Here is an 11,583-nt window from a genome sequence, read left to right as displayed (position 1 = left end):
TTTTCTATATCTGCCGCCAACTCAGACCGGTTGGTTGTGTGCGTGGAACAGTCGTCCCTTTTCGCCGATCAGGACGAAGATCAGGCCTATGATCGAAACGACGAAATATCCCGCTACCATCGGCAGGGCCGTGCCGTCATAGGCCTGACCAATGGCCGCACCGATCAGAGAGCCGCCCACCGTGCCCATGAAGCCGAGCACTGACGAAGCCGTGCCGGCAACGTGGCCGAGCGGCTCCATGGCCAGCGAGTTGAAATTCGAACCGATCCAGCCGAACTGGAACATCGCCAGCGAGAAGAAGGTGATGAACAGGGCGAACGGCATGGGTTGCGGTCCGAGTACCTGCACGATCAGCCAGATCAGGTTGATGGCGATGAAACCGAGCAGAGATGCGTGCGACAGCTTGCGCATGCCGAATCGGCCGACCAGCTTGGCGTTGACGAAGGAGGACAGGGCCATGAAGATCGCAACGCCGGCAAAAGCGACCGGAAACCAGACGCCGAGGCCGTAGATGCCGACATAGATCTGCTGCGCCGAGTTGATGAAACCGAACAGGGCGCCGAAGATGAAAGTGCTGGCGATCGTGTAGCAGAGTGCGACACGATTGGTGAGAACGATACGGAAGCCGTCGTAAATGACGCGCGCGGTGAACGGGCGCACATCTTCGGCAGCCAGCGTTTCGGGCAGGCGCACATACATCCAGGTTCCGACGATGACAGCGATTGCGGCCATGAAGACGAAGATCCAGTGCCAGTGACCGAACATCATCACCACCTGGCCGGTGCCTGGCGCCACGACCGGGATGACCATGAACACCATCATGATCAGAGACATCACTTCCGCCATGCGACGGCCGCCGTAGACGTCGCGCACGATCGACACGGTTATGACGCGGGTGGCGGCCGAACCGATGCCCTGGATGAAGCGCAGAAGCAGCAGCATGCCGAATGACGGCACCAGAACGACAGCGAGCGACGAGATGACGTAGATCGCAAGGCCGATGATCATCGGAGTGCGGCGGCCGAAGCGGTCGGCGATCGGGCCGTAGAACAGTTGGGCGACGCCGAAGCCGATCAGGTAGGCGGAGACGACATATTGCCGATGGTTCTCATTGTCGACGTTCAGCGAGGCGCCGATTTCCTGCAGGCCAGGCAACATGATGTCGATGGCCAGCGCATTCAGCGCCATCAGGAATGCCATCATCGCGATGAATTCCATCCGGCCCATCGCCCCCAGGGCCTTGGGCGCCGATTGTAATGAATCTGACATGAAAAATGACCTTAAAACGGCAGCAAGGCGTTGCCCGGGGCAACGCCTTGTCAACCGTAGAGTATGAATTGCCTTACGGTGATACGGGTCAGGCGGCGCCGCGAACGGCAATGCCCTGGTCTTCAAAATGCTTCTGCAGTTCGCCGGCCTGGAACATTTCGCGGATGATGTCGCAGCCGCCGACAAACTCGCCCTTGATGTAGAGCTGCGGGATCGTCGGCCAGTTGGAATAGTCCTTGATACCCTGGCGGATTTCCGCGTCTGCAAGAACGTTTACGCCCTTGTAGTCGACACCGAGGTAGTCAAGGATCTGTACGACCTGACCCGAGAAACCACACTGCGGAAACTGTGGGCTGCCCTTCATGAACAGGACGACCGGGTTGCTCTTTACTTCGTTGTCGATGAATTCGTTGATGCCGCTCATGGGTCTTCCTTTCACGCGCGGATTCAAGGTCCGCTGTTTGTAGCCGTGTTTCTAGATAGCAAGCAGACGGCGCTTTTGCCAGAGTTATGCGTTACAACATTTCACGGTAATTCAGCGAACTCCGTTCAACGTGTGCGCTGGCTGCTGCGGTTGGAAGAACTGCGGCGGCGGCTGACCTGCTTGCGTGCGGGCTTTGCGGTCTTCGCCTTGCTGCGTGCGGTTTTCCTGACGAAGCGGCCGCTGGTGGCGGAGCGGGTCTGGCGTTTGCGGCGACGGGTGGTGCCCCTGCCTGTCGTCTTCTTGAGGATTTCCTTCAGGACGCCTTCGATCACGTCGCTCACCATGTCTTTGACCAGATCGGCCATCGATTTTGTCTCCAGATTTGACCACGCAATGGCGAATGACCCATGAAGCCGGGGCTTTTTCGACCTCCACTCTTTTAATCCGGGGACTTCTCGTCTAGCAAGCGCTGCTTGCGGTCGCTGATCGCCATCAACGAACTGAGACAATGACAAAGATCAAGACCAGGCTGGTTCTGCATTTCCCCGGCTTCGAGCCTCTCGATGCGGCGGCCCATCACCAGCGCTATATTCGCTCCGCTGCGCAAGCCTCCAAGGTCTGGGAGGCGGACTTTGCCGTGAAGCCTCTCGTGCAGGACGACGGTGGTGCGCGCTTCGATGTCGACGGCCGGTCCGAGGCTTGGCAGGTGCGTTCGACCATCCATGTCTTCGACCACAATGATCTGATTGCCGACATGCGCTCCGAACCGCTGTGGCGGCAATTGCTGTCTGGCTACCGCGCCGCGGTGCATGTCGTGGTGCAGGGCGGCGCCCTCGGCTACCTGCGCCATGCCTGGCGGTTCGGTCTGTTTTTCCTGTTTCCCTTCCTGTTCGTCGGGTTGGCAATGGCGCTGAGCCTGGCGATTGCGGCGCTGCCGGTGATGCTTGGACGAGCATCCTGGCTTTTTGGCCTCTCCGTCCCGGCCGCTGTCGGATTTTTCATTTTCCTGTTCGTGCCGTATTCCAACCGCTTCCACACCCTGCATCTCTTTGCCGACTGGCGTCTGGCGGTTGCGGTTGCGCGTGACGACGACACGGTGCGGGCCTGGGTCGAAAGCTGTGCGGAAAATGTGTTGCATGCGTTGAAGCATGAGGTCGACGAAGTCCTGATCACGGCTCACAGCATGGGTGCCAGCCTGGCAATCGCCGCGATCGGCCGGGTGCTGGAGAAGGAGCCTGAGGCTTTCGCGGCCAAGAACGTAACCTTCGTCACGCTCGGCGGCGCTGCCCTGCAATGTGCGCTGTTGTCGAGTGCTACGACCTTGCGCGGGCGGGTCGGTGCGCTGGCGCACAACCGCGATGTGTTCTGGTTCGATATCCAGTGTCTGACCGACCCGATCCATCTCTACCGGTGTCATACCGTGGCGCTTTGCGGCCATGCGGACGCGCCGCAGCCGAAGCTGGTCTTCATCCGCTTCAAACATGCGCTGTCGCCGGAACGCTACAGAAAGAACCGCCGCGACCTGTTGCGGATGCACCGGCAATATATCCTCGGGCCGGACCGCAAGAGTGGTTTCGATTTTACCTTGATGACCGCAGGGCCGCTGCCTGCCGCAAGTTTCGTTGATCTCAAGTCGGATCAACCACCGATACTGTGATGCCCCGCACGACATGAAGAGGCCCGCCTGACATTTGCCGGGCGGGCCTCTTCAAATTCTCTATCTGTGCGCTTGTGTGTCGCTATTCGGGAATGCTGGTCTGCAGCGCCAGCGCGTGCAGAACGCCGCCCATGTTGCCCTTCAGTGCGTCATAGACCATCTGGTGCTGCTGCACCCGGTTCTTGCCACGAAAGGCTTCTGCGACAACTTCGGCCGCGTAGTGGTCTCCGTCGCCCGCCAGATCGCGGATGACGACCTTGGCGCCGGGAATGCCAGCCTTGATCATGTCTTCGATATCGCCCGGGTTCATCGGCATTGGCTATACTCCTGCAATTTCTTGGCTGCCGCTTTAAGCGATCTCGCCATCCATGAAGGAAGGGAACCACGATTCATGGGCCGAGCGCAATTCTTCAATTGCAACGGGGCGGGCATTGCCGAGCGCGACATTGGAGCCGCCGGTACGACCGATCCACGGGCAGAATACGCCAGCGGCTTCGGCGCGGACCTGAACCTGGTCGACATTGTCCTGGGCGACGGTCAGCACGTAGCGGCCCTGGTCTTCGCCGTAGAAAACCGCAACCGGATTGGCGTCGTTCAAGGCGTTGACATGGGCGCCGATGCCTGAGGCCATGGCCATTTCAGCGACGGCCAGTGCAAGGCCGCCCGACGAGCAGTCATGAACAGCCGTTGCCAGGCCGTCCTCTATGAGGCCACGGACGAAATCGCCGACCTTCTTTTCATGGGCGAGATCGACATGCGGGGCCGGACCGTCGGTGCGGCCATGGATGTCGCGCAGATAGACCGACTGGCCGAGATGCGTGCCCCAGGAAGACGGAGCACCAGCGAGCAGGATCGCCTCGCCCTGGGCGGCAAAGCGGATACGGGCCATCTTCGACCAATCCTTCATCAGGCCGACGCCGGCAATTGTCGGGGTCGGCAGGATGCCCTGACCGTTGGTTTCATTGTACAGCGAGACATTGCCCGAGACGATCGGGAAATCGAGTGCCAGGCAGGCTTCGCCGATGCCCTTGATGGCGAATACCAGCTGGCCCATGATTTCAGGGCGTTCGGGATTGCCGAAGTTCAGGTTGTCGGTGGCGGCGAGCGGCAATGCGCCGGTGGCCGTGATGTTGCGCCAGCATTCGGCAACCGCCTGCTTGCCGCCTTCGAAGGGATCGGCCTCGACATAACGCGGGGTCACGTCGGAGGAGAAGGCGAGCGCCTTGGTCGGATGCGTGTCGACGCGGATGACGCCGGCGTCACCGCCCGGAAGCTGCAGCGAGTTGCCCTGGATCAGCGTGTCATACTGTTCGTAGACCCAGCGGCGCGAGGAATTGTTGGCCGAGCCGACCAGCTTTAGAAGGCTATCGCTGATGTCGGCGGAAGGAATGTCACCATCTGCAAGCGGGGCAGGCGTCTTCGGCTCGATCCACGGGCGATCGTATTCCGGCGCCTCGTCACCGAGTTCCTTGATCGGCAGGTTGGCGACTTCCTCGCCCTGGTGGAGTACGCGGAAGCGCAGATCGTCGGTGGTGTAGCCGACGATGGCGAAATCGAGGCCCCACTTGACGAAGATCGCCTTGGCAACCTCTTCCTTGGAGGGCTCGAGCACCATGAGCATGCGCTCCTGGCTCTCCGACAGCATCATTTCATAGGCCGTCATGCGCTCTTCGCGCACCGGAACCTTGTCGAGCTGCAGCTCGATGCCGAGGCCGCCCTTGGCGCCCATTTCGACGGCAGAGCAGGTGAGGCCGGCGGCACCCATGTCCTGGATGGCGATGACCGCGCCGGTCTGCATCAGCTCGAGGCAGGCTTCCAGCAGGCACTTTTCGGTGAAGGGGTCGCCGACCTGGACGGTCGGGCGCTTTTCCTCGATCGATTCGTCGAATTCGGCCGATGCCATGGTGGCGCCACCGACACCGTCGCGACCGGTCTTTGCGCCGAGATAGACGACGGGCAGGCCGACGCCCTTGGCTTCGGAGAGGAAGATGCCGTCGGACTTGGCAAGGCCAGCCGCAAAGGCATTGACCAGAATGTTGCCGTTGTAGCGGGCGTCGAATTCGACTTCGCCGCCGACCGTCGGCACGCCGAAGGAATTGCCATAACCGCCAACGCCAGCAACGACGCCGGCAACGAGGTGCTTGGTCTTCGGATGATCCGGCGCGCCGAAGCGCAGCGCGTTCATCGCCGCCACTGGACGGGCACCCATGGTGAAGACGTCGCGCAGGATACCGCCGACACCGGTGGCCGCACCCTGATAGGGCTCGATATAGGACGGGTGATTGTGGCTCTCCATCTTGAAGACCACGACGTCGCCATCATCGATATCGACGACGCCGGCATTTTCACCCGGACCCTGGATGACGCGCGGACCCTTGGTCGGCAGCGTCTTCAGCCACTTCTTCGAGGACTTGTAGGAGCAGTGCTCGTTCCACATCGCCGAGAAGATACCGAGCTCGGTAAAGGTCGGCTCGCGTCCGATCAGGTTCAAGATGCGATCGTATTCATCCGGCTTCAGGCCGTGGCTCGCGATCAATTCTGCGGTGATGGGACGGGTGTTGGAAACGGTCATCTGGCTCTCAGGGCAATGGAGATCGGTGGGAGATCGGTTTCGAGGCAGGCTATAACGCATGCCTGCGCGGCGCGCGACTGGAAAATGCGCCGAAGAGAAGGTTTGTCTACGGTTTTGGCCAATGGATCACGCGCCGCCTGGGATGCGTTCAGACGATTGCGCTCGTGCCGACCGGCGTCTGATCGAGCAGCCTGCGCAGTGTCTTCAGGCCGGTCTCGGAAATTGATCTGTCGCGTCCTTCGCTGAATCCCGCCCTGACGTGATGAAAAACGCGCGACGAGCGCGCCGGCTTGAATTCGTCCTCGTCATCGATCAGCACATCCGCATCGAGCGCCGCCTGCTTGAAGGTTCCAGACAGCCAAGGTTCTGGAAGCTTCAGCCAGAAGAAGGGCAGGCGAGGATGCGAGCGGAATTCGAATCCGGAAAAAAGCGTTCTGACAATGGCTTCACGGGCGCCAAGTTCGGTCAAGACGGCTGTGCGGATATCGTCAGCCGCACCCGACAGCACAAGTCGGGCAGACAGCTCGGCTAGAAGAAAGGGCAGGCCACCACTCACCATTTTCTGGGTGACGCGCACGCGCTGGCTCATATGCGGCGGGCAGGCGACCCAGCCGCCGCGTACACCGGCGGCGACTGATTTCGACAGTCCGTTGAGAAGGAAGGTGCGGTCTGGCGCCAGTTCCGCCAGGAGGGGAATGCCGTCGCCCATCATGCCGCCATAGAGGTAGTCCTCGATCAGCCAAACATTGTATTTTCGCGCTATGTCAATGATCTCGCGGCGACGCGACAACGGCAGGCAGGAGAGGGTGGGATTCTGGCCCGACGACATGATGAAGGCGGCCTTGGGGTGTTCCCGGGCGCAGACGCGCTCAAAGTCTTCGGGCAGAATGCCATCGACATCGGAATCGACAAGGGCAATCTGTCGACCCATCAGATTGGCACTTCGGGAAACCTGGGAATAGGTCAGGTGCTCGCAAACGATGCGATCGCCGGTGCCGCTGACGGCGGCGATCACGGCGTTGACACCGGCATGCACGCCGAGTTGCGGTAGAACCTGCTCGCGTTCCGGGCTCCAGTTCCCGTTCGACAGCCATCTGCTGCCTGCTTCCTGCCAGTCCGGCGACAATGTCCGGGTATAGCTGGAGATTTCGCCCGGATGGGCCGCTGCTATTTCGGTCATGACGCGCCCGACGATCTCGGCCTGTCCAACGTCCACCGCCGCCGTCGTGTCGAAGCGCAACTTCCCGGCAGGCGGCGTCAGAGCACGTGTTCCGCCGAACTGGAGGGTGACAGGATCGGACAGTGTGTTCGGTGCGAAGGCATTGCCGTTATGCACATACGTTCCGCGGCCGACTTCGCCGGCCACCAATCCGCGCTCTCGCAGGACATTATAAGCGCGTGAAATTGTACCGATTGTAACTCCGACGTCATAAGCGAGGTCGCGTTGCGGCGGCAGCTTGGTTCCGTGTGGCAGATGCCCTGCCTTTATTGCCGCCTCTGCTTCATCGGCAATGCGCAAATAAAGTGGGCCTTGCCCCTTCGAGAGTGTGGGAAGCCAATTTGTCATCATGACATTTCTCTATATTGTCACCCACTGCCTGTCAATTGTATCCGTATTCCATCGATACAAAGTAGATTGCAGGTCTAGAAATGGTGACAATAGATACAATTCCTTCAAGGGCCGAAGGTGGTTCTTGGATAAAGGGAGCCTGCCTTTTGGTGCTTCGAGAATTTGGTAACATGCGCGCGCGGTGGTCGAAGCGACGTGGCCGTCTGGCCTTGCTCGAGTTGAGCGAAAGCCAGTTGCGCGACATCGGCATAACCCGTGAACAAGCGCTTTACGAGGCGAGTAAGGTCAGTTTGCTGCAGAGAATGTTGTAGTTCCGGACGTGTCCGGGATGGGCCGGTTCGTCATCCCAACCTGACAGACCGGCCCACCGTTGCTACCCTCTAGAACCGGTAGGCCAGCGACAGACCCGCATGGCTGATACCGTCATTGGAATTGCCGCAAAGATTTGCATTCGATGCGTGGTCCACGGTCGCGACAATGGCGAGTTTTTCATTAAAGCGAAAACCGGCGGCGGCAAATTCGCTGAACAGAACCCGGCAGCCCAGTTTGGGGCCATTGGTGCCGTCTTCACGCAGATCGCCGTCATGCAGGGCGCCGCCAAAGCCCGCGTTCAGAAAAAAGCTGTGCGTCAGGTCTACTGTCCAGTTTACACCCGCGAAAAACTGGCTGGTGTCGCCCGATGTGCTGACGATCGCCCCTGTATGCACGCGTGGCCTCAAAAATGTATCCTGCCAAGTGGCAGCATGGACTGCGTCGAATGGATCGAAAAACAGCGTCACGCTTGGAAACAATCCTGCTTCGAAGGTGCTATGCGACTGGATTGATCCCGCCAGCCCGAACCGGGCCTCGTCGATCGACCAGTCTGCCGCTTGGGCGGCTGCCGGCATGTCGATGACGCACAGCAAAACCATCGCCAGCGCTGCGAGGCGCCAGTTTTTCAAGGTGGATTTCATTGTGAGCGTCCCGCCGCTGAGTGATTCTCAGTGTGGAGTTTCAGGCGAGTTTCGAGACATGGCAATGAAATTTTACATATGACGGCTCATGGCACGTCAAGGATGCGGCCGTCTCCGCCGGTCCGTCAGCAGTTTTTGCCACCCTTTGCCCAGTGCAGCACGTCCTTGCGGATGCGGTCGGCGCCTGTCTCGTTCATCATCGGTCCAAAAGCATCCAGCCGCGCCGGGCGTCCCTCGGCCTGAACGACGAGAAGCGGGCGGATGTCGGCAGAGCCGCGGCGAACGACGAGGAAGCGCGGCTTGCCGGAGAAGGAGTTCAGTTCCGGTGCCATCGAATAGGCCTTGAAGGCCGTGTCGCCCGATTTGAACCAGCAGCGATTGGCGGCGACGGCAACGAGTTCCATCACATCCAGTGCGGATTGCCCACGCGGCGGCGGTGGCGGCGCTTCGGGCTTGCAGGCGGCAAGCAGTGTTGCGGCTGAAACAAAGGCAAGGCAGAGAAAGGGGCGCATGGCAGGTATCCGGCTGTTCGCCGCCTCTCTAGCATCATTTTGGTTAAGCGAAGCTTGAATTATGCCGCGATGACATCGAGTGCCGAGGCAAAGATGCCGCGACCGTCATTGCCGCCATGGGCCGCTTCGATCAGGTTTTCCGGATGCGGCATCATGCCGATGACATTGCCCTTGGCGTTGATGACGCCAGCAATATCGTTGACCGAACCATTTGGATTGGTGTCGTCGGCATAGCGGAAAACGACCTGACCATTGCCTTCGATCGCCTTCAAGGTTTCAGCATCGGCGAAATAGTTGCCGTCATGGTGGGCGACCGGGCAGCGGATGATCTGGCCCTTAGCGTAGGCACGGGTGAAGTCCGTGTCGGCGTTGACGACTTCGAGCTTGATCTCCCTGCAGACGAATTTCAGAGACGCATTGCGCATCAGTGCGCCGGGAAGCAGGCCGGCTTCGACCAGGATCTGGAATCCGTTGCAGACGCCGATGACCTTGACGCCTTGTTCCACCTTTTCCTTGATCGCCTGCATGACCGGCATGCGGGCGGCGATCGCGCCGCAACGCAGGTAATCGCCGTAGGAGAAGCCGCCCGGGATGACGATCAGATCAACGTCCGGAATCTGCGTTTCGGTCTGCCAGATGGTAGTCGGGGCATGGCCGGAAATCTTGGTGAGGGCGGCAATCATGTCGCGATCGCGATTGAGGCCGGGGAGCTGGACGACGGCGGACTTCATGGGTGTGGCTCAAACCTTGCTTGTGCTTCCTGAAGCTCCCGCAGCTCCAGGCGATTTTCAATTCGACTGAGACGCTGATCCACGCGGTCCAGCCGCGTATAGATCTGATGTATGTCCATCTGCATGGAGGCGACCGTCCCGCGCAGATTGCTAAGCTCGTTTTTGGTGCTGGCCATCTCGAACTTCAAGCCAGACATTTCATGCTGAATCTTCTTCAGCAGTCAAAAATCAGCTCATTCGTGATCTCGGCCATGCACCATCGCTCCTTCAACCCTTAGGCGAGAGCGATAGTATAGTTCTCAATAACCGTGTTGGCGAGGAGCTTCTCGCACATCGCCTTGAGGTCGGCCTCGGCCTTGGCCTTGTCCGTGCCTTCGACTTCGAGGTCGAAGACCTTGCCCTGGCGGACCTGGCCGACGCCTTCAAAACCCAGCGCGCCGAGCGCGCCCTCGATTGCCTTGCCCTGGGGGTCGAGTACGCCGTTCTTCAACGTAACGGTGACGCGTGCCTTGATCACTTGCGTTTTCTCCAGATCTTACTTGACCAGAACCGGACCGGTGCCACGCAGCGGTTCGTTCTCATTGATGATGCCGAGCCGCTTGGCGACTTCCTGATAGGCTTCGAGCAGGCCGCCAAGATCCTCGCGGAAGCGGTCCTTGTCGAGCTTTTCGCGGGTTTCGATGTCCCACAGACGGCAGCTGTCCGGCGAAATCTCGTCCGCCAGGATAATGCGCATCATGTCGCCTTCGTAGAGGCGGCCACATTCGATCTTGAAATCGACGAGCTGGATGCCGATGCCGAGGAAGAGGCCCGACAGGAAGTCGTTGACCCGGATGGCCAGCGCCATGATGTCATCGAGTTCGGGCGGGCTTGCCCAGCCGAATGCCGTAATGTGCTCTTCCGACACCATAGGATCTGCGAGCGCGTCGGACTTGTAATAGAACTCGATGATCGAGCGCGGAAGCACGATGCCTTCTTCGATGCCCAATCGCTTAGACAGGGAGCCGGCAGCGACATTGCGAACGACGATCTCGAGCGGAATCATTTCCACTTCCTTGATCAACTGCTCGCGCATGTTGAGCCGGCGGATGAAATGCGTCGGGATGCCGATCTTGTTGAGATGCGTGAAGAGATATTCGGAGATGCGGTTGTTCAGAACGCCTTTTCCGTCGATGACTTCATGTTTCTTCTTGTTGAACGCCGTTGCATCATCCTTGAAGAATTGAATCAACGTGCCGGGCTCGGGTCCTTCATAGAGGATCTTAGCCTTGCCCTCGTAAACGCGGCGGCGACGGTTCATGGCTGGTTTTCTCTGTTGTTGGCATCCGATTGCGGACGCAGTGGTTGGGTATCGAAGCGGTCCCTTAACGGAAAACCTCGGTTTTCACAATGCAGCAGTTTCTCCTTCCCACCAAAACCTCTCCGCGAGGCCGACGCACACGGAATCGCGGAAGTGTGCATTGCACTTTGTACTCCCTTTTGATTAATGGGGAAACGATACCGCACAATGGCGGCATAAAAGGGGAGATGCAGATGAGCGGCATAAGCGATCGCGAAAAGGCGTTTGAAAACAAGTTCGCCCATGACCAGGAACTACGCTTCAAGGCTGAAGCCCGTCGCAACAAGCTGATCGGCCTCTGGGCTGCGGGCTTGCTCGGCAAAGAGGACGCCGATGCTTATGCGAAGGAAGTGGTGGCTGCCGATTTCGAAGAAGCGGGCGATGAAGACGTGTTGCGCAAGCTGCGCGCGGATCTTACTGCCGGTGGCGTGTCGATCACCGATGAGGAACTGCGCGCCAAGATGACCGAATATCTCGTCGTGGCCGTCGAGCAGATCCAGAACACCTGATCTCAAAGCTCATGTGCTGAAAACAGTCCGCCCGCATGTCTGTCGGG

The 11,583-nt window shown here is 59.6% G+C and carries 15 protein-coding genes; 3 read left to right on the top strand and 12 right to left on the bottom strand.

All coding sequences use genetic code 11. The features are described 5' to 3' along the window. Window positions 1-21: 21 nt before the first annotated feature. From LQ231_RS13805 to LQ231_RS13795, 3 genes are all read right to left on the bottom strand, one after another. The gene (locus LQ231_RS13805; RefSeq protein WP_230173350.1) at window positions 22-1,227 is read right to left on the bottom strand and encodes a multidrug effflux MFS transporter; all 1,206 of its coding nucleotides are present in this window, start codon (window positions 1,225-1,227) and stop codon (window positions 22-24) included. A gap of 130 nt (window positions 1,228-1,357) precedes the next feature. Further along, entirely contained in the window at window positions 1,358-1,693 is a 336-nt protein-coding gene (gene grxD, locus LQ231_RS13800) for a Grx4 family monothiol glutaredoxin (RefSeq protein WP_113141577.1), read from the bottom strand. 125 nt (window positions 1,694-1,818) lie between these two features. After that, window positions 1,819-2,058: a hypothetical protein gene (locus LQ231_RS13795; RefSeq protein WP_230171751.1), complete on the bottom strand. Its 240-nt coding sequence runs from the start codon at window positions 2,056-2,058 to the stop codon at window positions 1,819-1,821. 143 nt (window positions 2,059-2,201) lie between these two features. Here LQ231_RS13795 and LQ231_RS13790 point away from each other — a divergent pair, with 143 nt between their 5' ends. Beyond that, complete coding sequence (locus LQ231_RS13790; RefSeq protein WP_230171750.1) at window positions 2,202-3,350, top strand: hypothetical protein; 1,149 nt, start codon at window positions 2,202-2,204, stop codon at window positions 3,348-3,350. A gap of 82 nt (window positions 3,351-3,432) precedes the next feature. Here LQ231_RS13790 and LQ231_RS13785 read toward each other — a convergent pair whose 3' ends face one another. The 3 genes from LQ231_RS13785 to LQ231_RS13775 all read right to left on the bottom strand — a co-directional run bounded on the left by LQ231_RS13785 (window position 3,433) and on the right by LQ231_RS13775 (window position 7,489). After that, window positions 3,433-3,666 (bottom strand): BolA family transcriptional regulator, encoded by a 234-nt coding sequence (locus LQ231_RS13785; protein WP_007606087.1) that lies wholly within the window; start codon window positions 3,664-3,666, stop codon window positions 3,433-3,435. Window positions 3,667-3,699: 33 nt separating this feature from the next. Continuing rightward, a complete protein-coding gene (gene purL / locus LQ231_RS13780; RefSeq protein WP_230171749.1) occupies window positions 3,700-5,922 on the bottom strand; it encodes a phosphoribosylformylglycinamidine synthase subunit PurL in 2,223 nt (740 codons plus the stop codon). Window positions 5,923-6,070: 148 nt separating this feature from the next. Beyond that, on the bottom strand, window positions 6,071-7,489 hold the full coding sequence (locus LQ231_RS13775; protein ID WP_230173349.1) for a PLP-dependent aminotransferase family protein: 1,419 nt from the start codon (window positions 7,487-7,489) through the stop codon (window positions 6,071-6,073). A gap of 83 nt (window positions 7,490-7,572) precedes the next feature. Between LQ231_RS13775 and LQ231_RS27290 the strand changes: the two genes are divergently transcribed. Further along, on the top strand, window positions 7,573-7,803 hold the full coding sequence (locus tag LQ231_RS27290) for a DUF1127 domain-containing protein (RefSeq protein ID WP_113141573.1): 231 nt from the start codon (window positions 7,573-7,575) through the stop codon (window positions 7,801-7,803). A 69-nt stretch (window positions 7,804-7,872) separates the two neighbouring features. On the opposite strand, the gene LQ231_RS13765 is transcribed toward LQ231_RS27290, so the two are convergent. From LQ231_RS13765 to purC, 6 genes are all read right to left on the bottom strand, one after another. Then, the gene (locus tag LQ231_RS13765) at window positions 7,873-8,445 is read right to left on the bottom strand and encodes an acyloxyacyl hydrolase (RefSeq protein ID WP_230171747.1); all 573 of its coding nucleotides are present in this window, start codon (window positions 8,443-8,445) and stop codon (window positions 7,873-7,875) included. A 125-nt stretch (window positions 8,446-8,570) separates the two neighbouring features. Continuing rightward, entirely contained in the window at window positions 8,571-8,957 is a 387-nt protein-coding gene (locus tag LQ231_RS13760) for a hypothetical protein (RefSeq protein ID WP_230171746.1), read from the bottom strand. A gap of 59 nt (window positions 8,958-9,016) precedes the next feature. Beyond that, entirely contained in the window at window positions 9,017-9,688 is a 672-nt protein-coding gene (gene purQ / locus LQ231_RS13755) for a phosphoribosylformylglycinamidine synthase subunit PurQ (protein ID WP_230171745.1), read from the bottom strand. Next, the gene (locus LQ231_RS13750; protein ID WP_230171744.1) at window positions 9,685-9,864 is read right to left on the bottom strand and encodes a hypothetical protein; all 180 of its coding nucleotides are present in this window, start codon (window positions 9,862-9,864) and stop codon (window positions 9,685-9,687) included. The genes purQ and LQ231_RS13750 overlap by 4 nt, the downstream gene beginning before the upstream one ends. Before the next feature lie 98 nt (window positions 9,865-9,962). Continuing rightward, window positions 9,963-10,205, bottom strand: coding sequence for a phosphoribosylformylglycinamidine synthase subunit PurS (purS, locus tag LQ231_RS13745; protein WP_113141568.1), 243 nt, complete (start codon window positions 10,203-10,205; stop codon window positions 9,963-9,965). Between the two features lie 18 nt (window positions 10,206-10,223). Then, the gene (purC, locus tag LQ231_RS13740; protein ID WP_007606066.1) at window positions 10,224-10,988 is read right to left on the bottom strand and encodes a phosphoribosylaminoimidazolesuccinocarboxamide synthase; all 765 of its coding nucleotides are present in this window, start codon (window positions 10,986-10,988) and stop codon (window positions 10,224-10,226) included. Between the two features lie 233 nt (window positions 10,989-11,221). On the opposite strand from purC, the gene LQ231_RS13735 reads away from it, so the two are divergent. Continuing rightward, window positions 11,222-11,536 carry a DUF1476 domain-containing protein gene (locus LQ231_RS13735; RefSeq protein ID WP_113141566.1) on the top strand — a complete coding sequence of 105 codons (315 nt, stop codon included), beginning with the start codon at window positions 11,222-11,224 and terminating at the stop codon, window positions 11,534-11,536. Window positions 11,537-11,583 lie beyond the last annotated feature (47 nt).

The sequence above is a fragment of the Rhizobium sp. CECT 9324 genome (genome assembly GCF_918741265.1).
In the GTDB taxonomy this organism is placed as follows: domain Bacteria; phylum Pseudomonadota; class Alphaproteobacteria; order Rhizobiales; family Rhizobiaceae; genus Allorhizobium.
The sequence above is the reverse complement of the archived record's forward strand: the minus strand, read 5'-3'. Positions and strand labels throughout refer to the sequence as shown.